The sequence below is a fragment of the Ruminococcus sp. RTP21484sp1_RTP21277st1_D2_RTP21277_210401 genome, from assembly GCF_040924225.1.
Taxonomy (GTDB): Bacteria; Bacillota; Clostridia; order Lachnospirales; family Lachnospiraceae; genus Blautia_A; species Blautia_A faecis.
On record NZ_JBCOMJ010000013.1, the window covers coordinates 84,816 to 109,765 of the forward strand.

At 41.7% G+C, this 24,950-nt stretch carries 12 protein-coding genes; all 12 read right to left on the reverse strand.

What is annotated here, in order from left to right:
• Positions 1-12: 12 nt before the first annotated feature.
• The 12 genes from AB5706_RS10545 to AB5706_RS10600 all read right to left on the reverse strand — a co-directional run bounded on the left by AB5706_RS10545 (position 13) and on the right by AB5706_RS10600 (position 24,948).
• The gene (locus AB5706_RS10545; protein ID WP_148461469.1) at positions 13-2,028 is read right to left on the reverse strand and encodes a beta-galactosidase; all 2,016 of its coding nucleotides are present in this window, start codon (positions 2,026-2,028) and stop codon (positions 13-15) included.
• 89 nt (positions 2,029-2,117) lie between these two features.
• Positions 2,118-4,766 (reverse strand): hypothetical protein, encoded by a 2,649-nt coding sequence (locus AB5706_RS10550; RefSeq protein ID WP_368366067.1) that lies wholly within the window; start codon positions 4,764-4,766, stop codon positions 2,118-2,120.
• A 69-nt stretch (positions 4,767-4,835) separates the two neighbouring features.
• A complete protein-coding gene (locus AB5706_RS10555) occupies positions 4,836-5,867 on the reverse strand; it encodes a glycoside hydrolase family protein (RefSeq protein WP_148461467.1) in 1,032 nt (343 codons plus the stop codon).
• 28 nt (positions 5,868-5,895) lie between these two features.
• Positions 5,896-9,393 (reverse strand): glycoside hydrolase family 2 protein, encoded by a 3,498-nt coding sequence (locus AB5706_RS10560; RefSeq protein ID WP_270430537.1) that lies wholly within the window; start codon positions 9,391-9,393, stop codon positions 5,896-5,898.
• A complete protein-coding gene (locus tag AB5706_RS10565; protein ID WP_173734806.1) occupies positions 9,390-11,762 on the reverse strand; it encodes a glycoside hydrolase family 2 TIM barrel-domain containing protein in 2,373 nt (790 codons plus the stop codon). The genes AB5706_RS10560 and AB5706_RS10565 overlap by 4 nt, the downstream gene beginning before the upstream one ends.
• 56 nt (positions 11,763-11,818) lie before the next feature.
• Entirely contained in the window at positions 11,819-15,043 is a 3,225-nt protein-coding gene (locus tag AB5706_RS10570) for a type 1 glutamine amidotransferase family protein (RefSeq protein WP_173734807.1), read from the reverse strand.
• The gene (locus AB5706_RS10575) at positions 15,027-17,573 is read right to left on the reverse strand and encodes an alpha-L-rhamnosidase (RefSeq protein ID WP_173734808.1); all 2,547 of its coding nucleotides are present in this window, start codon (positions 17,571-17,573) and stop codon (positions 15,027-15,029) included. Before AB5706_RS10575 ends, AB5706_RS10570 begins: the two co-directional genes overlap by 17 nt.
• Before the next feature lie 208 nt (positions 17,574-17,781).
• The gene (locus AB5706_RS10580) at positions 17,782-19,428 is read right to left on the reverse strand and encodes an ABC transporter substrate-binding protein (RefSeq protein ID WP_173734809.1); all 1,647 of its coding nucleotides are present in this window, start codon (positions 19,426-19,428) and stop codon (positions 17,782-17,784) included.
• A 55-nt stretch (positions 19,429-19,483) separates the two neighbouring features.
• Positions 19,484-20,377 carry a carbohydrate ABC transporter permease gene (locus AB5706_RS10585; RefSeq protein ID WP_227199079.1) on the reverse strand — a complete coding sequence of 298 codons (894 nt, stop codon included), beginning with the start codon at positions 20,375-20,377 and terminating at the stop codon, positions 19,484-19,486.
• Positions 20,378-20,392: 15 nt separating this feature from the next.
• Positions 20,393-21,346 carry an ABC transporter permease gene (locus tag AB5706_RS10590; RefSeq protein WP_173734810.1) on the reverse strand — a complete coding sequence of 318 codons (954 nt, stop codon included), beginning with the start codon at positions 21,344-21,346 and terminating at the stop codon, positions 20,393-20,395.
• Positions 21,347-21,557: 211 nt separating this feature from the next.
• Positions 21,558-23,330, reverse strand: a complete 1,773-nt coding sequence (locus tag AB5706_RS10595) for a cache domain-containing sensor histidine kinase (RefSeq protein WP_227199078.1) — start codon at positions 23,328-23,330, stop codon at positions 21,558-21,560.
• Positions 23,314-24,948, reverse strand: coding sequence for a response regulator (locus AB5706_RS10600; protein WP_368366068.1), 1,635 nt, complete (start codon positions 24,946-24,948; stop codon positions 23,314-23,316). The genes AB5706_RS10595 and AB5706_RS10600 overlap by 17 nt, the downstream gene beginning before the upstream one ends.
• Positions 24,949-24,950: the final 2 nt, after the last annotated feature.

Sequence of the window (24,950 nt, forward strand, 5' to 3'; positions counted from 1 at the left end):
TTTTCTTCCAAACTATTCCTCAACTATGGTTACAAATACGTCTCCTGGCTGAATCGTATTCTTCCCGGTAAATTTCCGCTCATCAATAAGGCTTTTCAGTTTATCTGTTCCAAAATCAACTTCTGCCTCTTTACTGTTATGATTAATCACAAAAACAATTCTACCTTTATCGGATTTTCTGACTGTCAGCTCCACACCTTCATCTGCGGAATATACGCTTTCGATATTGCAGTCTTTACAAATTTTTTCCATCAGTTCTTCCAGAAATTTCTGTTCTGGCTGAGTTCCAATATAGTAAGCTTTTCCTTTTCCGAAAGTATTGCAGGTCACGCATGGAATTCCTGCATAAAAGTCATCTTCATAGGTTGCAAGAACTTCCGCACCACCTTCTGGATGAATAATATCACACAAAAAGTCACAGGAATATTCTTCTCTTGAAACCATATCCGCCTTTTCGATTTTCATATGATTCTGTTCATACGGGCGAAGAGCGTCCGTTTCTTCTACCCAGATTCCAAGCATGTCCTTTAATTTTCCTGGATAAGCACCGAATACGCAACGGTCATTTTCATCTGCAAGTCCAGACATAACTGTAGTAACCAGAGTTCCGCCATTTTTCACATATGCATTTAACTTTTCGCCAATATTATTTTTTTCCATATAAATCATAGGTGCTATAACGAGATCATATTTCTCCAGCTCTGCCTCAAATGGCAGAAAATCTACTCCGATATTCTGTCGATACAGGGTTTCATAATAAAGAGAAACTGTTTTTAGATAATCCATATCCTTAGACGGACCGCTGGAAAGTTCCAATGCCCACCAGTTGTTCCAGTCAAAAAGGATTCCTACCCTTGCAGGTGTCCTTCCATTCAAAAAAGTATCTCCTATATGCGCTAGCTCAGCTCCCAATACACTTGATTCCCTGAAAACTCTTGTATCCTCTCTTCCTGAATGGCTAATAATTGCCCCGTGGAATTTTTCCTGTCCGGCAACAGACTGTCTCATCTGGAAAAACAGGCAGGTATCTGCTCCATGCGCCATTGCCTGATAGGATAATCTTCTCACTTCACCAGGACGTTTTAGCAGATTATAAGGCTGCCAGTTCTGCTGATTTGGAGACTGCTCTGTTAGAACAAAAGACTGGCCTCCTTTTAAGCCTCGCATAATATCATGCTTCATTGCCACGAAATACGCCGGATCATCTGGCCACGGATAGTTATCCCATCCTACTATGTCCAATTTCTTAGTCATGGTAAATTGATCTAATTTCTTGATAAAACCGGACATATTTGTCTGAATAGGAATCTCCGGATTATATTTTTTCAGAATATCATATTCATTCTGGAAACATTCCGCTGTTGAATCTGTTACAAAGCGCATATAGTCTAACTGAATTGCCGGATTAAACCGATAATCATCATTTAATTCTGTAGGTAGTGTTACTTCTTCAAAGCTACTGACAATTCTTCCCCAGAACGTGGTGTGCCATCTTTTATTCAGTTCATCCACTGTTCCATAACGTTTTCTTAACCATACACGAAACTTTGCCTGACAGGTCGGACAGTAACAATAGGTTCCATATTCATTGGAAACATGCCACATCGCAAGTGCTGGATGATGGGCGTAACGCATAGCCATTTGCTCTGCAATTGCAGCTGCTCTTTCTCGATATTTCAAGCTGTTTACGCAGAAGAACACGCGCATTCCATGAGTTCTTTTTCTTCCTGCAATATCAACAGGAAGTACTTCTGGATATCTGGTGGACAGCCAGGCCGGTTGTGCAGTAGTTGGAGTAGCAAGGCATACATGAATACCGTTTTCCCAAATTTTATCAATGATTCGGTCCAACCATTCGAAATTATAAACACCCTCGTCTGGCTCAAGCTTTGCCCATGAAAAAACTGGAAGAGTTAATAAATTAATTCCAGCTTTTTTAAACAAACGCATATCCTCATCTATTGTCTGATCATCCCACTGGTCAGGATTATAATCTCCGCCATAATATATTCTGTCTGCTTTCTTCATCTTAATTTTCCTCTCATATTGTTTCTGTAATTTACAGCATTCTCATGTTCCGCAAACTTCAAGTTTAACAGCATTTCAAACTCATCTAATTAATATCGCATATACGTCTCTATCACCGGTGCTTCTGTAATTCCGGTCGCAGGTATCTGCAAATGAGTGGATGCACCATCTTTCAACTTCCAGACAAGAGTAGTATCCACTTTTATTTCAAGATGATTTTCACCGTCCAGAAGTGCATCTGTAACCTCCACTTTCGCAGGGAAGCCAGCCAAATAGCCCACATCTTCTCCGTTTAATTTCACTCTCAGGCAATCCGCCGCTTCCGGGAATTTCAAGCTATAATGCTCTCCTTCGTTCTTCTTCCAGGTGAAGCTTCCTGTATATAGGTAGCTTCCCGTATAAGCAGGGAAATAGCCCCTTCCGTTCATGTTTGGAAGCTCTTTATCTGCTTTTAGCTGCAGAGTTTTTCCTTCTTTGGTTGTTACTTTCCACGGAATATAGAGGGTAGTCTGTTTCTCAAGACAAAGTATATCAGGCTCAATTTTTTGTCCTTCTTCTTTAATATGCTCTATTGATTCCAGGCACAAAAAGCAGCTCTCTCCAGGCTCCAGACTTCCCGGAATCTGATACGCATATCCTTCAGCCTGTGCCGGATAAGACTTCAAATCAAAGCTTTTAGCGCGATTAAACCAGGAATCATAAAGGGTCAGTCCATCCAATTTTTCAGCCTGTACAAGCAAAGCAAAATCAGCTCTTCTGAACACGCTTTCGTTAAATAGCATTGCGCAAAGCCCTTCCTCTGTCTGGTTCACGATCATACGAAGATCCTGAAGGTTTTCGGAAATTGTTCCCTGACCGTTATCTGTAACTGCAAGTTTACGCATCCTATGCTTTTCACTTTCTGCCACAGCTTTTTGGGCCAGATTATCTAATGTTACAATTTCCACCCACTTAGAAAATACTTCTGGCAGTTCTGTTCCTTTGGTAGTTTTTTCAGGCAATTTATCAATTATGTAAACCTTTAATTTATTTTTCTGATTGGCTTCTATAAACTGTACTACACGCTCATCCAAACACTGCACATATGGAATAATCAGACTTGCGTAGGTCTTGTCCAGAATCTTCAGAACTCCATTTTCTACAATAGCTTCTGCAAAAATATCTGCCGGAATCACATCATAATCCAGCTGTTTTTCCATAAGGGCACGGCCTGGTTTCTGGAAGTACATTGCTTCGCCGCACCACTCGCTTTCTCCGTGATAAAGGATTGCCGCATCTGCCAGATGGGTTCCACTGCTGAGAAAATGGGCACTCCTGTTCATGTATTGCATGAGCCAGGTGAAACACTCAAATCCCGGATTATTACCGCCTGCATAAAAATGCGGCGGACAATCAGGATCTGGATATTTCATGGAAAAAGCATGTGGCGTGAACTCATTAATTCCTCTTACAAGCATATGGTTAGTCAGCCATTTCATAAAGGAATTACCTTCTGCCCATCCATAGTTTCCGAAGATTTCACACAGCGCACGGTCTTTTTTGTTTTTCTGAATATGAGCTGCCGAGCTTCCTAATTTGGCCAGTCCGAAATGGAAAAATTCGCCGTCGCGGTCTCCTGCAATCCATTGATGAACCGGTTGTGTAAATCCCGGTACAATCTGATGATGAACAACATCAATGCCAGCCATATGCTGTCCTTCCATTTCCCTGAAATAATGTCCGATGCTGCAGCCCATCCGTGCATGTGCATTGTCATCTTCAATAATATGTCCGATATATTCTACACCATGTACCTGACACCAGCTTCCAATCTGACCGCTGAAGCAGGTATGTACCAAATGGGTCATTGCATCCATATATTCTGTACGAACCTTTGTGGTTTTTTCTTCAGAATCGTACCACAATGCAGGAAGATTGGTGAGAAATTCCTCTTTCCAGGTCTCTGTTAGTTTTCTTTCCAGCTCATCGCTCCAAGGCAATCTGATATCTTTCTGGCCTAACATGTTGTCAAAGGGATAGCCTTTTACGTTGCCAAGCTCTGGCTCATCAGAGAAGAAGCCAGCAATCACATTTCCGAAATATTTACTGTAGCGAGCGTAATGCTTTTCATAAACTTCATCCAACAATACCTTGACAGATGAGGAATCGATCAGATTCATATAATGATCTCTTCCGCCCCCGGTTCTGGTGGTAAATAAGATAAAAAGGCGATAAGCTCCTTCCGGAAGATCAAAGTACACAAAACCGTTTTCCATGGTATCTGTAAGATCCAAAATGTCGCTTCCTCTTACTGCCAAGGTCTGTCCATCTGGCTTTGGTACTGCCAGAATTCCCAGTAGTCTTCCATCTGAAGGAATAAAATTTTCCACCAGGACTGCACCGCTGCGGCAGGGACCCATAATGTCCATATGTTGCTCTCCAAGGTACAGCTTTGACTTTTCCGGGTGCTTTTCAAATCCGCCGTTAGCATATCCGGTTGGAAACTTTTTGTCATCCAGAATCCAGAGACGAAGCCCTCTTTTTTCAGCTTCTGCACAAATAAAATCCAGATTTTCCCACCACTTAGGACCACAGAAATCCGGATGTGGTCTGGATTCCAGACACACCTCACGGATACCGCATTTCTCTATTTTATCCAGCTCTTTTCCGATTGTTTCATTATCTTCCCCTTTCATCCAAAGGAATGGCAAAATGTGGCTGGTACACTTTCCCTGAAGCAAAGCTTGTAAATGTTTCATACGATCTCCTGTTTCTTTTGTATCATAATATTGGTTCGTTTATGTGCGATTATTTTTGTCAGAATCAGGTCAAAATTTCTTATTTGCTGCTACGCATATGGTTCTGTATTCACCGTATGCACTAGTTGGATCTCCCTCTTTCCAAGGGCAGGTTGCACAGTAAAAGTGATACAATGTGTCATCTTTTTTTACAATAGATGCCTTATGAACATGACCGCTGTAATAAGTTCCCTCCGGGCCAAAAGAGAGGATTGGTTCCCTTACTTTTTCCCAGTGAAGGAGATCAGCAGACAGGGCCAGTCCTTCCTGGGCGTGACTGTGTCCATCCTCATAAATCTTGCCATAGCCAAAGTAAAAATTTACCCAAATATCCCCATCCTTCACAATATATGGATCAGATACAAAGCGCTCATCCCAGGATTCCCGGTTTACCTTCATCACTGGATTTCCTTCATATCTTTCCCAGTGAAGAAGATCCTTTGAGGTTGCAACACCTGTCTGTTCCGTCCAGCGTTCTTCTTTGTCTTTTGCATTATAAAACATGTACCAAATGTCATTATTGCGGATAATGCAGGCTTTATAGAGTCCGCCTGCTTCCCAGTCGGCACCGTCTTTCCAGGAGAAGCAAGGCTTATCCGGAAAGTGCCAGTCCAGCAGCTCTTCGTCTTCTGTCCACGCCAGACCAATTTCAGCGGGGCCATTTTCATAGCCTGTGGAAGGATAAGAATGATAAACCATCCAATATTTTCCATCTACTTTTCCAAGCTTTGGAATCTGATTAAAATCATCACTTTCTTTAATCATCCAGGTGGCTGCACCGCCAATGCGATCCCAACGGTCGGAATCCAGATTTCGTTTGAGAATTACGCCTTTATGCTCCCAGTGAAGAAGATCATCACTGGTTGCTAAGGCTGACTGATATCCTTTGCCGTCGAAGCCTGTATACAACATATAATACTTGTTCTGATGCCAGAAAACAAATGGAATATCTACTGCTTTTTCATCAAATGCACCAAGAATTCCGGATCCATGAAGTACTGGTTTTTCATAACGGTAAGGAGTCAGATACTTCTGTATTTTCGGGTCTGTTAATTCGATCATTTTATGTATTCTCCTGTTTTATAATCTATTATTTATCAACCTGGCATGTTTTAGTGACTGTGCACAGCTTCATCTTAACAGTGCCACAGGTGCCATCTCTCATAACAAGCGGGGGCTTTCTCACATTTCCCCAGGATATATGCGGGTAGGAAAAATCCTGGTTTATCATCAGCTTAACGGGCTCTGTATGATTCCTTCCAAGTACTCGCAAATAGTCCAGAACTATGTAACAATCCGTGGCGTCTTCTGCTTTTTCCCCGCACACCTCAATACGAATCGTATGCTCTCCATAAGGCAGGTCTTTAATAGAAAAAATCGGCAAATGATAGCACTTATCGTAACCTGCAGAGCAGCAGGAGAAATCAACTCCGGCACTTCTCTGGCTGATATGGGATGCTTTCTTTTCCCCGTCTATATATACGTCTGCCATACCAAACGCAGGATCCTGAGGGCCGTACCATAGGATTCCGGTGCCCTGAAATTTACAGGTAAATGCGGCGCCTTTTTCCCTGCTCCACATCTCCGTTCCGTGGTCACTTTCCTTCTTATCCGTTACCTGATACCAGGTTCCGGTATAGGCAATTCGCGAATCAGATTCCAGAATTTTTTCTTCTTTCGGATCGAGCACTTCCAAACGGATATTAGCTTTGGAGACTTCCCGACTTTCATTCTGATCGGACTTCTTTTTGGCACCGAATATTTTCAGCATTCCGATTTTATCAGCATCTTTTTCCCTATTAAATGCATCCTGTATTTTAGTTCGGTTCTCATTATAAACATACGCTTCTGCAATATCCTCTTTGGTACTTTTGAAATCATTACTTCCATGATATTCTCCATCATAACGCCCAAAAAGAATATCATCTCGCATGTCTTCTCCCCAGGAAGTCACTGGCATTTCACCCCAGATATTGGATCTGGTAAAGCGCTTTGCCGTTCCCTGATTTCGTGAAATATGGTCCGTGGGATAAAGAGAAATTCGTCCCTCCTGATCTGGATCCAGATTTCTTCTCCAGGATAAAGTGTCCACAGATGGATCCAGAATATATGCTATTCCAAGCTCATCCAGCCCGCCGCAATCTACACCTACACGAAGCTTTATCTGCTTGGGGAGATGCTTTTCCAGGTGAAGAATCTCATATGTTGTGTAGAAGGTTCCGTCATTTTGAATCTCTATTATCCACTCTATAGATAGCGTTTTTTCATATCCGCCCTGAATTCGAACTTCTACAAAATTCTGTTTTTCTTTCACCGCAAAAGAGGTCATATACCAGGCTCCAAGCTTCAGGTATGGTACATTTAATATTGGACCGCCAACCAGAATTTTATTATTCCGCCTTGCCCAGCCGCCGGTCAGAAGACCGGTCTTAACATTGAAAGAAAACTTAAAATCATTTCCCGTTATGAAAACTTCCTGGTTTTCTTTATGAATCTTTAAAGCTTTTATATTTTCTGTTTCATCTGCACTTAACTCAAACAGCGGAGCTTCCACATAATCTCGGGAAAACACCTTCATTTCATCTATCTGGCAGTCATTTCCGTCCAGAAATTTCAGTGTCACCGGAGACTGATCCTCTGCATTTTCCAGTGATAGTAAAACCTTAATTACCTTTCCCGGCGCACATTCCGGAAGCTTCCAGATACCGCTTTCATCACCGCATTTCCACTTCACTTTGACCTCATTTAAATTAGTGTGACAGAACCGATTTTCTATAATCAACAGAACCTTTTTCTCCTGAGCCTTTACTTCGCTGTGAATAACTTTAATTGGAGAATAGGCTTTTCTGGTCATGTAAAACTCCGGTTTCTTTCTTCTCCAGACATCAATAATTCCCCATTCCATCTGTCCGTTCCCACCATCATAAAGATCCGTTTCATCGATTCCAGCCCAGATTGCACCGCCAAGAGCACCCTCTGTATTCCAGATATTATCCCAGAAAATACGGATGCTTTCGCCCCAGTAGCTTCTGATGTTTGGATCTCTTCGCATCTCCTCACGGTTGTAGCAGGCTACATGCACATATTCGTCATGAAGCACAGGCATATCTTTTCCAGGTGCACCTCCCACACTTAAATTGTCCTTTTTTCCTGCCAGATCAGCATTATATTCAGAGTAATGAATGCTCCAGATATCCGGCATTTCATGTTCTTCCCGAATAGTCATTGGATAGCTGAATTTTGTCATTCTGGTAGGATCCTTCAAATGCGCAAAGCGATTAAGAAGATCAAAGTTATGACCTCCAAAGGACTCATTACAAAGAGACCAGATAATTACGCAAGGATGATTGTAATCCCTCGCCATTGTTTCTGCAAAATGACTGAGATAACGGTTTGTTTCCTTAGGATCGCGCTGTGTATAGGGCAATGTCCTTGCAATAAATGCCAGTGCCAGTTCATCCTCCACATAAATTCCATGCTCATCACACTGGTCAAGAAAATATTCGCTTGGCGGATAATGGGAGGTTCGAATATAGTTGCAGTTTGCTTCTTTAAACAATGCTACATCCTGTTCAATCAGCTCATTGGTCAATGCACGTCCATTTCTTGGACTGATTTCATGGCGGCACACACCGCGTAATTTCACCTCGTTATGGTTTACAAATAGACGATTACCCTTGCGTTCCAGCTTTCTAAGTCCTACCTTTTTGTTTATCTGTTCCAGTGGTTCCCAGGTACCAGAGATAGAATCTAATTTATATAATATAAGTTCAAATCTGTATAGTCTTGGGTGCTCTGCATCCCAGAGAACCGGGTTGGCTACGTACAGCTGATCGGTGTAATAGCCTTTTATTTTATTGTCTAAAACCAGAGATTTCTCCTTTGTTTTTATACCGTTTGGATCATATAAAGCAAACTCAGCTTTATATACAGCAGCACTAGCAAGCCGACCTTTTTCCTTCCCGGCAGCCATTTCCGCAGACCGTATTTTCCCCTTCCCATCTATGCTTTCAGGCATATTTGCCAGGTCTATATCCACCCGCAGACTGCAGGTTTCCATGTCCTCATCAAACAATGGTGACAAGTAAAGTGCGTTCACATAAGCTTCCGGCAATACATACAGCCAGCTGCTGTGAAGCATCCCGCCATGGCTATAGGCACTGACAATATCTGATTCTTCATCCACATCGATAGCAAGTGAAAGCGTCTGTTTTCCACATACTTCCTCCGTAATGTCCACATTCCATGTAATAAATCCGTTTTCATGATATGCCACCTGTTTTCCATCCACATAGACTGTAGCAAAACCATTAATCCCCTGAAATTTCAGCACAATACGACTTTGTTCCTCTCTCTTTGGAAGCTGTATCTCCCTCTCATATCTGTAGTGCTGTGATAATCCCTTTTTGTGAAGAATTCCCATGTCAAAGGGCACCTGAACCTGTTGTACTGCACCATCTTTTTTGTCTGTTACTTTCCAGCTTCCATCCAGGCAGATTACTGAATTTTCTGCCGCTTTACTCCATTTTGGAAGGGGAATCACTCTTGGCATAGAATAATTTTTTAATTCATCTATAGTCATATTCATTTGTCTTCCTCCAACAGCATTTGTATTCTGAAAGACTCCCGCACGCCTGGAATCAGCTTTACATCAGGTCTTCGAACGCAGCCTCGTACCATTCTGGGATAATTAAAGTCTACTGCAATATTCATTTTGAATCCACCTGTATAACTGCTTCCTTCCAATACTGCATAATCAATCGAAGTGTATGTATTCTGCGCTTTTGCTTCTTTTGTTCCGGTTACCTCTATGCGAAGTGTATGTTTTTTTTCTTCCAGTCCATGTACCTCTGCCAGTATCTGTCTATAGCGTTTTTCATAGCCTCTGCTCATTCCCGGAAAATCCACTTTCGGTGGGTACTGACTCACATCTTTCTTCCAGAGTTCTCCGTCCAAATATACGTTACACATCCCATATAAAATATCCCATGGTCCATAAACAGTGATTCCTGTCCCTGTAAAACTCAGTTCCGCGTAATCTCCTGCTGTATTGCTTAATGTTTCAGATCCGTTAAGATTTCCACAGTAATCTTCCATTTTTATCCAATTACCTACATAATTTATTCGCGGATCCAAATTATTTACAATAGCTCCTTCTGTTAATTCAGGTGCCGGTTCTAACCGAACCTTACACCCCTGAGAAACCATTCGTACTCTATCCGGTTCTGTTACATAATAAGCTCCACCCTTCTCTCCTAAGCCACCACTTGAAATGCCGATTTCTGCTTTCACACGGTGTGACATATGGCGGAATAGTTTCTGAACTTCATATGCAGTTTCTAGTATTCCATTCTGAAAAAGAGTAAGATAAAAACAAATATCAAGGGTATTTTCATAGGTTCCGCTTATCTTTATCTGTACATTTTCCGCCTCATCCACAGAACAAATTTCAAGGCTTCTCCCTATCCATTTCCCAAGTAAGAATCCTGCTGTATTCAAAAACGGGCCGCCTTTTATCAGTACTTTTTTTCCTTGTTTTTGTATAAGCCCAGCTTCCTTTAATAGACATTTTTTTCTGGAAAAAATATAAAAAATATTGTCATTTTCTATGTGAAGGGCATCTTCTGTCCACTGAATTTTCCAGTTTATATTATGGATTTCATTCTGCCTTCTGAAACAATTTATCTTTGTTTCCACCACAGAATTCTCATTTTCCAACTCCGCATATGCTTCTTTTGAAGCTGCTCCATATGCATTTTTCAAGTGATAATATTCTGGCTTCGGATTATGATTCGCGTCCAGAATTCCCCATTCATAATCCATCAGCCCTTCAAAGCTGCCGTCCTCATCCACGCCAGCCAGCACTGCTCCACCGAGGCACCCTGGAGTCCGAGCTGATTTTTCTACAAAAGTACGAATACTTTTTCCCCAGAAATCACGGATTCCAGGATCTCTTTGAATTTCATCCCGGTTATGGCATACTACCGGTGACCAGACCTCGTGAAGTACAGGCACTGGATAGTCTGCATCTGCAATCATATATCCAATCTCATTTTCTGCCCCGGGTGTGTGAAAAATCACCATCTGATCATATGTCTTGTCAAAAGGAAGTCGCCAGTCAATATCATGAACCGGCCATACATCCATCTGTGGTTCTTCTTCTGGAATGGACATTGGCAAATGGAAGGTCATCAGGCGAATATCATCCAGTTCCCTGATGCGGTCACGAATGATTCCAAAATTTACTCCCCATGCGCAATCATGTCCCAGTGACCAGAGAAGCACACTGGTATGGCTTCCATTTGCAAGCAATTCTTTTGCTGCTGTTTCAAATTCTTTTTGCATATGTGGCAGCTCACTGATGTTTTTTGGGGTCTGTCCCAGTTCATAAAAAGGAGCTGTATTTTCCACCCAGAAGCCCATTTCATCACACAGCTCCAACATTTTTTCACTGAATGGATAGTAAATACTGCGGATAAAATTAACGTGTGCTGCCTTAAATAATTCCAGATCACGACGCAAAACCGTCTCCCAATTTTCCATCTTAAAATCTGGTTCACGGTAACAGATTCCCAGCAGCTTTACAGGCTTATGATTCCAAAAAACCTGCTGATTTTTCCGCTTCAAAGAACGAAATCCAAGCTTTTGTCCATGCCTTATATAGGTCTTCTCATTATTCTTATCTGATAACTCAAGCACTATATTCACCTGGTACAAAGCCGGATCTTCAGGTGTCCAGCACTGTACTCCCTGGCATTTAAATACAGCTATTTTCACCCTGGCAGTGTCTTGTCTGAGCTCACCTTTTTCTTTCAAAAGGACATTATTTTTATCTCTGATTTCCAGAAAGACTGCAGCATTTTCTTCATTTGTGCTCCCTCTGTATTTTATGATTAATTCCATCTGTCCCTCTGGATTTTCTACCGTATCCAGCCATATCAGCTCCTGTTTTCTCATTGCTTATTCCCCCGACACTCTGCGTTGTTACGCTTATAAATTAATGTTTCATATCCTTAGGTTTCCAGAATTTCTACCCGCGACAGAATTCCAAATGGTTTTAATTCCCAGCCTTCTATCCACTCAGATCCGCTTGTTCTGTAAGAATCCGGTCCATACCATTTAAATTCATCATTGCTATTATGAAGTGTTCCGAAACTATTAAAACGATTTCCGTATACTTTGATTTCTAACCTGTGAATGCCTGCTTCCAGCTCACCAACTTCAAGCTCATGCGGTGAAAATGCAATTAATCCTCTGGGCTTTTTATCCAATATTACCTGCATAACCGGAGCTGAAAAATGAGGTACTCTTATACAGATCTTCTGATTTTTCTTAAGCTCAAACTTCATAACATACACTATGTTTCCACCGTAAAATGGCATCCTCTGTCTGGTAATATCTCCAAAATACAAATGAGACAGCTTACTGGTAATACAGGCAAATGTCCCACTGACCTGCACCCCAAAATCTCCTAATATAAAAATGTTTTCCAGATTTGTTTTTCTCCCGTAAGGAATTTTCAAAAGCAACTTGTTTTTTCCTTTTTTCAAATTATGCATTGGTACTTTTTTTATAAAAGAATCCACAAAAAATCCACCATCTGTCTGCTTACAAGCTACTCCATTAAAATAAATTTCAGCTTTTTCCGGACATTCCATAGCAAGCGCAAAATTTTCTACATCTATCTCTGAATAAAGCTCATACTGCAGTTCCACCACATGATTTTCCGGAGCATTCTTGATTCTCCAAGGCTGTGTATAAGCATCCTGACGATGTGGAAAATGAAGAAGGGTGCGAATCTGATTATCCAGTCTGAGAATTTCCTGCTCTGGCTGCCACTCTGCTCCATCCAGTCTCCAGCTGCATTTATCAAGAAGCAGAACATTTGGTTCTTCCAGCAAATAGCTTTCCGGTTCATAAATGGTAAGCAAATTTTTCTTTCTGCAAGTATCACTGTTACGTGGCGGAGCTGCTGCCACCAGACCATAGGTTCCATGATTAATACCCGTTTTTATAGCAAAGCTTCCGGAAGGTTTTTCTTTTTTCCTATGTAAAGAAGCTGTTGTTTCTGCTTTTACCGGAATCAGTTTCCACAGCAGACTGTCTTCTCCATATATGGTCAGCGTTACCACCGTATCACCTTTTTTCTGACAGGTTTCCACTGGGCAAATGCTTCCGTCAAGTGCATAATAACTCTCAATTTCAAAGCTTCCCCGAATCCGTATGATCATCTGCTCCCCCTGATCTGCGCGGTTTCTTTTTCTGTTTACATGACACACAAATAACCATCTGCAGTCATGGTCCTGGCGCATCTGATAAAACAGATTGTCACTTCGCCTGCCATTCTGCAGACGAATTTCAATATCCCGGCAGTCTTCTGTAATATCCAGAAGTGCCTTTCTCTGAAACGGAATCTGCTCCACTTTCTGAGCAAATCGTCTCGCCTTATCTCCCGGGACTCCATCAATCAGCATGGGAATGCTGCCAAGAAAAACAACTCTTCCTCCATTTTTTACAAAAGTATTTAAAATAGCAAGCGTACTGCTTCGAATCGTTTGCAGATTTGGAAGAATGACCATTTCATACGGTAATTGTTCTCCATCTGGATATTGTTCCGGCATCAGAGATTCTGAAAGAAAATCAAAATCCACCAGGCCAAATAACAACCATTGAATCACATTTTTAAAGTCTTCATCCATCTGCTCTCGAATCTCACCAGTTTGCACTGTATTTCCATATGCAGCCCAATAAGACTCGATCGGGTGCACCACAGCCACCCGCACCAGTGCTTTTCCTCTGGTCAGTGCAGTGTTTACTCTTGCAAAATAATTTTCTATATAGGAGTACTGCTCCCACCAGGGGGACTGATAGTTGATGGATGCGGGCCAGTCACGTTTCGCTTCCCCTTCCATGGACATGAACGCCAGATGAGGAACCCTTATCGTAACCCCAAGCGCAGTCTGCCAGTCTCCCTGCAGCTTATGCCCTTTAAAATCAAAATCCCAATGTGTTACTCCGTATAGCTCACTTACAACGCCCTCTCTGCCATTTTGTCTGGCAACGCTTACCGCCTGTTTGATTGTGGAATATTCCGGGTCTCCGCAGAGAATATCCACACCTGGAAGCTGCTGTTTTCGATAGCAGCGCATTGCTTCTCCAAGGCGCAGTGTCTGAGAGTATAAGGTTGGTTCTGACATGTAATGTCCTGTCATGGCAATATTATGAGCTTCACACCAATCTGCAATGGTATCACAGTAAGCAGACACAAAGCGTTCTGTAAGATGGTCATGATACAGCAAACGGTGTACACTGTACGCTCCATAAGTTGCCCCTGGCAGTTCCCACAAAAGCTCAGGAACAACTTCCAGAAGATTTACTCCATATTTCTCTTTATAGGTATCTCCCAGGTCATCTGTAAAGGAAAGGGTAATATCTTCCTCACAATCTCCGTTGTAAAATACCATACTTCCTTTCATCTGCGGTTCGTCTGTAAAAATGGCTGGGATGGACTTTCCAAATTCATCTCCCAGTGTCTCATAATAACGTTCATGAGTCACTTCTATAAACCGTTCTACTGCTTTTTTATTCAATACATCCACATAAGTCTGGTCGTTAAACCATGGACTTTCCGGCATTAATTCTATGTAAGCCAACCACAGTTTTCCCTGTTCCTGTTCTTCTTTTTTACTGTTGTATAAGGGACATGGACCATCTATTTTTTTATAAGATTTCAGAAATCCTTCCTGAATCAACACACGATAGGCACACACATAATAACCTGCAGGCTTTTTTCCATTGGCTGCTTCTCTTTGAAATTCTTCCCGGGAAGCACACATATTTTCCTTGCGTTCCCTGGTAAGAAGCAGATATCTGGCACGGTAATCCACATTCTCTGTGACGATTCCCCCTGCTGCTCCGGAAGGAAAACGATCCTCATCATACAGCCAGCAAAGCATGTTTCTCTTTTTCATTTCCTCATCCGTATAACGCACCAGATTCAGAAATTCTTCTCCCAGATAGTCCGTTTCAAGACCAGTTCTGGCATGCAGATGGGCGCCTCCAAATCCCATTTTTTCAAAGCAGTCCAGCTGACTGTCAATCAGCTCTTTTGTAATTTTACAGTTCCAGGCCCAGAAGGGAGTTCCCCTATATTCACTGGTTGGATTTTGAAATAATTCTTTCGTAAGCACAGGTTCTGTATTCTTTTTATATAATGTTTTCTCAGAATTCATACTCATAATATCCGCTTCCCACAGTCATGATTTCCTTCCCATCCGGTGATTCCAAATGCGCTGTAAGTCCCGGCGGAATCTGGCAGCAAACCCTGGTTTTCTCATTTTCCTTTTTCCACTTTACATTGATTTTTCCATACGGATGCATGGTCCAGGCATTTACCCAGTCCACGGCTTTTTCCAGGTGTGGCTGAATTCGGATTTCTTCAAATGAAAGCCCGTCGCGAACCAGTTCCATCCCTCCAAGAGATCCATAAAACCACTCTTCAATACTTCCCAGCATCAGGTGATTCTGGGAACCGTGAATGTTTCCAGGCTCTGGTCCGTCCCATTCCTCAGTAAGGGTTGTTGCTCCATTTACGACCTGATAGCCGTATCCTGGTTTATCTGTAATATTCGTCATCTCATTGAGCACATCTGACATGCCATATTTCATCAGTGCAGCAATCAAAAACGGATGTCCCACATCACCAGCTGTGATGGCATAGCCTCTTTTTACCACGTCATCCTTCAGCTGCGAAACCACTTTATCCTGATACTCCTCCGGCACCAGTCCCACGATCAGGCTCATGGCCTGTGCCGCCTGACTGCCGTTTGCATAACGTCCGGTCTGGTCATCCAGAAACTGCAGATTGTATTCCTCAAATACCAGTTTCATTTTCTTCTGATACGCTTCTGCAACCTCTTTTTTCCCGAGAAGCTGTGCTATTTTTGCCATAATCTGAAGGTCATAATAATAAATACAAGTCGCCACAACGGGAACCGGAGTGTTCTGGGAATGCGGGGTGCAAGGACCAATATCCAGCCAGTCTCCAAGCCCGTGATGAAGCACTTCATGGTGTGTTTTAGACGAAAGATACTCCACATATTTCTTCATTACCGGAAAATATTTTTCCAGCAATGGAAGATCTCCGTAGCGTTTATATGCATACCAGGGAGCCAGCACACAGGCACTTCCCCACTCAGGTGAATCCAGAAATCCCTTATGCCACTTATCAAATCCAGTCACATATTCCGGGCAAATATCCGGTATCAAACCATTCTCCCGTTGGGAATCTGCCATGTCTCCTTCAATTTTTGCATACAGATTATGCACATCCAGATTATACATAATGGAAGGTCCGATCAGGTGTGTCTGCTCCAGCCAGCCCAGCTTTTCCCTGTGCGGGCAATCTGTAAAATAGCTTTTTGTATTGCTTTTGATTGCCTGTAAAACAATCTCATGTATCTGATTAAACAGGGTATTCGAACAGGAAAAATCTCCCGCCTGGTCGATATCCGGATAAATAAATTCCCCCTGTAAAGTGATTTCTTTTTCTGGAACAGCACCTGTTATCTCCACATAACGGAACCCTGTATACGTAAAATCCGGTGCAAATTCCTGTTCTTTTTTGTCATTTAAAATGTATGTCCAGGCGTAATCTTTTCCTGTTACAGACTGATCAATCCGTCCGTTTTCATCTAACTTTTCTGCAGTTTTCAGCACCACCTTCTGTCCTGCTCTGCTGCCATCTGTTTTCAGGAAAATCCTTGCCCACCCGGAAAAATTTTTTCCCAGATCATACTGCCATACCCCTGTTTCCACTTCTCTCACATCAACCGGTTGATAGATTTCTTTTATCTTTAATGGTTCCATTGGTGCTGGTTTCAGTTCCCCTAAAGGTGGTTCCACACACACGGCAGCTTCCCAGATTTCCGACGCTTCTGATGTTAAATATTCCCTTGTCCACCGTCTTCCATCGAAATCCTCTCCACCGTAAATACAGCAGAATTCAATCGGACTTTTGGCTCTTTTCCAGGATTCATCTGTCACCACATATTCCCGTTTTCCATCCTCATAAACCAGCTCCAGCTGGCACAGAAGCTTGGCCTTTCCGTAGGAACGCTGGAAATACACATAACGTCCTCCCGGAACATTGAACATACAATCCCCCAGCTTTACCAGAATTACGTTCTCTGTATTTTCCCCTTCTGCAAAATATTCCGTCACATCATATGCCGTATAAAAGCAGGTCCTTCGAAAATCTGTCCAGCCCGGTTCCATTACATGATCAGACACTCTTTCTCCATTAATCCAGCACTCAAAAGCCCCCATTCCACACACATAAAGCTTGGCTAGCTTCACCGCCTTTTTACAGCCAAATTTCTTCCGGTACAGGTGATATTCATGGTCCTTTGTCTCGCCAATGAACTTCCCTTTCCAGTCCTCGCGATTATAATAGGCTGTCTCAAAGGAGCTCTCTTCGTCTGCAGTTATCACACCCTCATCGCTGGAAAATATACAGCTTACATGCCAGGTCATTCTTTTTCCTGACTGAAGCTCCTTTCCTTCATACTGAATTCCAGCCATCCGGGAAGCTTCTACAGTTCCGCTGTCCCAAACAGAATTTCCCTGCTCATCCCAGACCTGCACCCGATAGCTTTCCTGGCGCACATTCCTTTTTTCTGTCTCAACTCTCCAGCCAAATACAGGTTTTTTACTTCCTACCAGGATATTTTCCCGGCGATTATCTGTCATCAGATCGTACAGTTTCATTGCATATTCCTCCCTCTTTATGAATAATTTATTATAAAATTTACCTGATATATTTTGAATGGAAAAAACGTATATCTCCTATGTAGATTTTTCATATCCAGGCCTTAAAATTTTTTATGTATAGAGAAAGGATTCCTGATACCGGAATCCTTTCTCTATACCTTATTTCATTTAATCTGGATATACAATTGCCTTGCTGCATACCTTTTTACTCTGCTTTATTCTTAAGATACTCTTCAATTTGCTCTTTGTAAGCATCTATCACCTTTTCAAGCCCAGCCCCCTCAGCCTGGTCATTGAACTCCTGAAGAGTTGCATCTACATCTTCTATAAGACCAAGATCCAGAAGTGGTACATATTTTGTTTTTGCATTATTCAAATTAGAAAGTTCATTTTTTATACTGGAATCATCAAGTGTAAATCCTGTTAAAGATACACTCTCCTGTTTTGCTTTCCACTCTTTTGTAAGCTCAACCTCATCTACGAACTTGTCTTCTCTATCTCTTTCATACATGCTGTTCTTGAATGGCCAGGAAAGTGCAGAGCCAAATGGATAAGCAGTCTCACGGTCACCAGCTCTCCATGTCTTATGGCTTGTGTCTGCATCTGCTTCCCCATCTGGATTGATCCAGTTCTCGCCTTCAATTCCAAGTCTTACCAGGTTATAGCATTCTTCATCAAATTTCAGAAGATCAATTGCCATGAACGCTCTTTCCTGATTCTTGGAAGATGCCAGGACAGCAGCACCGTCACCTGTATAGGAACCAAGAAATTTTCTCTTATCCAGGTTGAAATCATAAATCTCAGGTTTCCAGTCCGGATGGCTTTTCTCTACTTCGCTTGCAACAGCTCCGCAGGTACCAAGGTTCCAAATCAGAGACGCACTTGTTCCATTTGTAAATGCGTCTCTTGGGCTTGTGTTGTTTGCAACTGCATTTTTGGACCAAAAGCCTTTATCAGACCACTCTTTCATTTTTGCAGCCCACTCTTTGTACTCATCTGTCTCATAAAGCCATACTACGTTATCTGCACCAGCTTCCTCATCTGCTCTGTAGTAGAACAGCTTATCATCTGTTCCATTTAATCCTAAGATATTATAGTTATTATCCAGCATCATAACACGCATCTGCTCATTGTTCTGGGATGCTGCATATGGAAAAATGCCCTGTTCATTTTCAGCTACTGCCTCATAATATTTCTCAAGATCGTCAAAGTTTTCCAGTTTGTCAATGTTGTATTTCTCGCGAAGGTCACCACGGATCAAAACTGTATTTCCAATTACTGCAGCATTATTTGCAGGAACAAAATATGCCTTTCCGCCAACCTGTGCCTGCTCAAATGCAATCTCCGGCTCGTTTTCCTTCGTAAGAGGCATATATTTTTCCAGAACCTCATCGGAAACCTCAGCAAACGCTCCCTTAGTAGCTTCTGTGGTATATCCTGCCCAGCTGGATGCGTAGATAATGTCGATTGCCTCTCCTGAAGCAATTGTCAGAGAATATTTCTGTGCGTAGTCGCTGAGAGACATATGCTTTACTGTCAAAGTAGCATTAATCTTTTCTTCCAATTTCTCATTAATCTTCCCCAAAACCTTCTGCTCATCCTCGGCTTCATCACCAATTACATACATAACAAGCTCAACCTTATCTGATACATCCTGTCCGTTGTACTCTTTTGCAGAAGAGGTTTCTGTATCTTTAGCGTCCTCAGAAGAAGTATTCTCTTCTGTCTCCTCTGCATTTGCCTCCGTTTTGGCTTCTTCTTTTGTTTCTTCCTTCTGTCCGCAACCTGCAAAGGTACTCATTCCCATAGCTGCTGTCAGGGCAATCGCCGCTGCTCTTTTCCACTTTCTCATTTTTGTTTTTTCCTTCCTTTATAATTTAATTTTTTTGTTTTCTTAATTATTGATATCACCCCTTGACTGCTCCAACAGTCAAGCCTTTTACAAAATATTTCTGTACAAATGGATACAGTAAAATGATCGGTCCGGTTACAACCACAGTCAATGCCATTTTCATAGATTCAACTGGGACTACATCCATATTCATTCCCGTTTCATCCATAATCCTGCGCATTTCCTGGGCACTTCCAACCAACTTATACAGCAGGTACTGCAAACTATATAAATTTTCATCTGTGATAAACAGCATGCTGTTATACCAGTCGTTCCAGTAAGTCAGCGCTGTAAAAAGTCCAATTGTTGCGATAACAGGTTTTGCAAGAGGCAGGATTAACTGAACAAAAATTCGAAAGTCTCCTGCCCCGTCAATTTTCCCCGATTCTGTAATCTCAAATGGAATTCCCGCCATAAACCCTTTTACCAGTAAAATATTCCACACAGAAACCATAGTCGGCAGAATCAGTGCCAGTAAAGAATTTCCAAGCTTCAGATATTTGATACACAAAATGTACCATGGGACCAATCCACCGCTGAACAATGTTGTGAAGAAAAAGTAAAATGAGAACTTATTTCGCCACGGAAAATCCTTTCTTTGTAAAACATATCCTGTCATTGTGTTAATAAAAATACCGCCGATTGTTCCAACTACTGTAACAACTGTTGTCACGCCATAAGCCCGAAATACAGAAGCCGGATTTTTAAAAATAGAAGCATAGCTTTCCAGTGTAAAATCCCCCGGAATCAACCCATATCCATGTTGGATAATGTAACTTTCACTTGAAAAGGAAGAGGCAATAATAATTAGAAACGGGATTAGGCAAAGAATTGCAAAGCCAGTAATCAGTGTGTATCCAACTGCCCGGAAGGTCTTTTCTTCTATAGACATTCTTTTCCATGTATGCATCGTAGTTCTTCCTTTCTAAAACAGAGCGTAATCCGGTTCTGTTCTTTTTATAATTCCATTTACTACCATAATAGTTACGAAACACAATACCGACTGATACAAACCAACTGCTGCTGTTTTTCCCACATCTCCGTCTGTGATCAACGATCGGAATACATAAGTATCAATTACATCTGTGGCATCAAAAAGTGCTCCGTTGTTTCCAATGAGCTGATAAAACAGATCTAGACTTCCCTTGAAAATCTTTCCAATTGCAAGAAGCGACATTGTAATGATGGTCGGCTTAATACTTGGAATCGTCACGTAAAGGATTCTCTGAAAAATGTTCGCCCCATCAATCTGAGCTGCTTCTATAAGCGAAGAATCCACCCCGGCAATGGATGCAAGATAAACAACCATTCCGTATCCAACACCTTTCCACGCAGAAAATCCTGTGATAATGAATTTCCACCAGCCAGCCTTTGCATATACATTTACACTTTCCATTCCAAGAAGATTCAGCAGTGCATTTAAACCACCGTTTTCATAGTTAAAAAGGCTGTATGCAATAGCACTTACAATTACCCAGGAAATAAAATATGGCAGAAAGATTACAGACTGTAAGGTTTTCTTTACTACCTTATTTACCATTTCGCTAAGCACGATTGCAAATCCAACCTCTAATGTGGTATTTACAATCAGAAATGCCAGGTTATACAACACTGTGTTTCTGGTAACATTCAGCGCATCCCCAGACTGAAAGAAAAATTTGAAGTTATCCCATCCCACAAACGGACTTCCAAAAATTCCAAGGTCGTAACGAAACTGCTTGAAAGCCAGAATCACACCGCCCATTGGAATATAAGCAAATATAAAAACCAACACCACTGCCGGCATAAGCATAAGCAGCAACGTACGGCTTTTTTTCATCTGCTGAAAAAAACCAATTTTACTCTTTGGATAGCTTCTCTTTGGTACAACTTTTTTCATTTCTACTCCATCCCCTTTTCTTGATGATATGATTATAGCAAAACCAACTCTCTCCAAAAATCGTAAGATATTACCATTTTATCGTATTATTTTATGCTGATGTACTTAAAAGTCTAAAATTCCACCATTCACCAAACTGCAACAGAAAAAGGAAGGCAGAAATCTGCATCTGCCTTCCTTTTTCTGTTCAATATTTATTAGAAAAGAATTCCTACAATACTTCTTTGCCCAGGTGAATTTCCACCATAGTCCCTTTGCCCGGTTCCGTATGATAAACCAGTCCGGCTTTTTCCCCGTATAAGATTTTCAGCCGTTTATGAATATTATAAATACCAAATCCACTGCCCCTTACTGAACTTCCATGACCTGTAAGAATTTTCTGCACCTGCTCCGGCTCCATACCGATCCCATCGTCTTCCAGATAAAGAATGGTCTCATCACCTTTACATTCCCCCGTAATTCGGATTATTCCTTCATCCGTTTTTTCCAGAATTCCATGAAGAATAGAATTTTCAATCAGCGGCTGAAGAGTGATCTTGGGTATGGACCGTGTCAGAACCTCTTCTGAAAAATCCGTAACAAGCTCAATGGTGCCCTCGAACCTGTAATTCTGAATACTCACATAAGCCTTGGAATGCACAATCTCATCTTCCACTGTCACAATTTCTTTCCCTCTATTCAGTGTCAGCTTATAAAATCTGGCAAGTTCTGTAACCACCTTATCAATATCCTCGTTCCTGCCGCTATAGCTGAACCACTTAATCATATCCAGAGTGTTATACAAAAAATGAGGATTGATCTGTGACTGCAGTGCTTTTAATTCTGCTGTCTTCGCCTGTTTACCGAGCTCGTATTTCTCATCCATTAGATTACGGGTTCCTCGAACCATTTCATTAAATGCCCTGTATAGGCTTCCTATTTCATCCTCTCCTGCATCTTCCTGAATCACTTCCAGATTCCCTTGTTGTACTTTCTGCATATGAGCTGCTAATTTTTCCACTCTGCTGGTAACAGAGTTTGCAATCACATAAATCAGTATTCCAACCAGAATCAGGGCAACGAGCGCCATCAAAATATATTTCTTCTGACTGCTGTAGACCTCCTGCATCACTCCTCTGTATGGAATCACAGTCACCATTACCCAGCCTGAATGATAGAGATAATTTTCAGAAATCAGATATTTCTGTCCCTCTGCTTCTACTTCCTTCATCTCATACGTATCATTCAGGTAGGCCTCCACTGCTGCCTCAAAGTCCGGCTTTACCATTGGATATTCCAATTCCTTGGACGATGCGATTACCTGTCCGCTGCTGTTGATAAGGCATGTCACACTATCTGGCGTAGGATCTGCTTTTAGAAGCATCTCCTGAATATTCTTTTTTCCAAAATCCACCCGCACATATCCAGTCACCTTCTGATAATCCACAATGCTTTTGATTTTCTGAACAAAAGCCAAAACCGGCTGACTGCTTGTATCTTCCAGCTCCTCACTGGAAAATGCACCCACATCTGCTGTACTATTTTGAAGCTCCTGCAGCCATTTCTGAGAAGAAACCTCTTCTACACTGAACAGATTGATCTTATCCGCTGAATACATGTGATCTCCATCCACATACAAGCGCACCCGCTGGATTTCTTCCCGGCTCTGGTAAGAGGTAAGTCTCTCTTTAATCTCTAGCATATCCCAGTATTCCTGTTTGATTTCCTGACGGCTGCTGTTGCTGGTAATTTCACGGATTCGGCTATCATTAGCAATCTGTGAAAGACCATCCAACAGCTGAGAAAATTTATAATTCATAAAATCTCGTGTCTGAGAAATTCCATGCTCGGCAGAATACATGATTTTTGTCCGCAGATTATTACTGAAAACAGAAAACGCAAGTGCTGTCAAAGATACCATAAAAACAAGAATCAGCAAACAGTAAATCCACAAAAGCTTTGTTTTTAATTTGCTCTGCCTCCACAGCTTACTTATTGTCTTCATAACAGTCTCCGCTTCCACCTGTTGATGACAGTTTTATAATTTCTTTTTTGTATTCCGCCGGAGTAATACCTTCGCATTTCTTAAATACCTTTATAAAATAATTGCAGTCGCTATATCCTGTAAGCAATGCAGCCTCTTTCACCTTATAGTTTTCCTTCTGAAGATATTTCTTCGCCTGCTCTACCCGATATTCCATAATATAATTAGTAAGCGTGGTATTGGTCTCTTTTTTGAACGTGCTGCAAAGATAAGGACTGGTCAGTTCAAGCTTTTGAGCAATAGTTGCAAGGGACAGATCCGGTTCCCGAAAATGGCAGGAAACATAATACTTGATTTTGTCAGAAATTAATAATTTCTGCCCAGTCTGCACCTTACTGTCAAAATAGCTTTGCAGCTGCTCCACCACCAATGCTTCTAGCTGCGTCAAAAACTTCATTTCTCTTATAGAATCCCGGATATTCTCCCTGTTTTCCCGTTTTTCTCCAAAATCATCCAGTCCATTTGGAGTCTGGAAAAGAACATCTAACATTCTCGCAAAGAAATCCTTTACCTCATAAATAAAACTATCCGGATTTTCCCGCAGCCTGCTTACAATTCCTGTAACAAAATCCACAGTGCTCTCAAAGTCCTCATGTTTCACCAGCCTAGTAAACTGCTGCAGTTCTTCTTCTCCTAATTTATAAGCTCCTTCTTGTAGCCTTTCATAAACCAGGCGGCAGTTTTTCTCATAATAAAACGTCGTTATCAGGAGTGCCACTCCATCATTATAGGACTGGTAAATATGAAGTACATCTTCAACTAAGCTTCCTGCTGCCAAAACGTAAAAACAGTCTTCCTCCAAAATTTCTCCCAAAGTATCAGCAATCTGCTTCTGACGCTCTACTGATTTTTCTCCATTCATTTCATTCAGACCAACATAAACCAATAGAAGATTTTCATCTTTTCGCCCAATACAGGTGGCAATCCCGGCATTTTCCAGACCAGTTGCCAACTTCCCTGCAATCTTTTTTTGGAGATTGATCTCACCTTCGGAATTTTCATTTGTATATCCCAGAATTTCAATGAGACATACAAAATAGTCCTTTTTTCCAAATAATCCGGGAAAAGCGGCGTATACTTCTGACTCTCTATGCCAACTGCCAAAGCTTTTTTTCGTCAGATCCATCATCAGCTGGTTTTTGTAAGCATCCATGCTCTTTTTCAGCCGATCTGCCAGCTCTTCGCTTTCCTGTTTCTTCAGTTTCATTTCCTCCTGAAGCAGAACTGCTTTGGCAATAGCATCGGACAGTTCGTCCAGATTCATCGGCTTTTCCACATAACTGATAGCTTTCAATGCAATTGCGGACTTCAAATATTCTTTATCAGAATAACCACTCATAAATATAATGCAGCAGTCAAGCAGTTCTCTCCGGATTGCAAATGCCATTTCAACTCCATCCATGCAGGGCATCCTCACATCTGTCAGAACAATATCTGGCTTAAATTTGCGTGACAGCTCCAGACCCGCATAGCCATTTTTGGCAGTCCTTAATTCTGTAATTCTCAGTTTTTTCCAGGATATCCGGGCACAGATTCCTTCTCTCACATGTGCCTCATCATCCACCAATAATAACTTCATTT

What these genes read in the sequence shown, in the direction of transcription:
- AB5706_RS10545 (WP_148461469.1), bottom strand. Translation starts at nt 2,028, where the DNA reads ATGAAGAAAGCAGACAGAATATATTATGGCGGAGATTATAATCCTGAC.
- AB5706_RS10550 (WP_368366067.1), bottom strand. Translation starts at nt 4,766, where the DNA reads ATGAAACATTTACAAGCTTTGCTTCAGGGAAAGTGTACCAGCCACATT.
- AB5706_RS10555 (WP_148461467.1), bottom strand. Translation starts at nt 5,867, where the DNA reads ATGATCGAATTAACAGACCCGAAAATACAGAAGTATCTGACTCCTTAC.
- AB5706_RS10560 (WP_270430537.1), bottom strand. Translation starts at nt 9,393, where the DNA reads ATGAATATGACTATAGATGAATTAAAAAATTATTCTATGCCAAGAGTG.
- AB5706_RS10565 (WP_173734806.1), bottom strand. Translation starts at nt 11,762, where the DNA reads ATGAGAAAACAGGAGCTGATATGGCTGGATACGGTAGAAAATCCAGAG.
- AB5706_RS10570 (WP_173734807.1), bottom strand. Translation starts at nt 15,043, where the DNA reads ATGAGTATGAATTCTGAGAAAACATTATATAAAAAGAATACAGAACCT.
- AB5706_RS10575 (WP_173734808.1), bottom strand. Translation starts at nt 17,573, where the DNA reads ATGAAACTGTACGATCTGATGACAGATAATCGCCGGGAAAATATCCTG.
- AB5706_RS10580 (WP_173734809.1), bottom strand. Translation starts at nt 19,428, where the DNA reads ATGAGAAAGTGGAAAAGAGCAGCGGCGATTGCCCTGACAGCAGCTATG.
- AB5706_RS10585 (WP_227199079.1), bottom strand. Translation starts at nt 20,377, where the DNA reads ATGCATACATGGAAAAGAATGTCTATAGAAGAAAAGACCTTCCGGGCA.
- AB5706_RS10590 (WP_173734810.1), bottom strand. Translation starts at nt 21,346, where the DNA reads ATGAAAAAAGTTGTACCAAAGAGAAGCTATCCAAAGAGTAAAATTGGT.
- AB5706_RS10595 (WP_227199078.1), bottom strand. Translation starts at nt 23,330, where the DNA reads ATGAAGACAATAAGTAAGCTGTGGAGGCAGAGCAAATTAAAAACAAAG.
- AB5706_RS10600 (WP_368366068.1), bottom strand. Translation starts at nt 24,948, where the DNA reads ATGAAGTTATTATTGGTGGATGATGAGGCACATGTGAGAGAAGGAATC.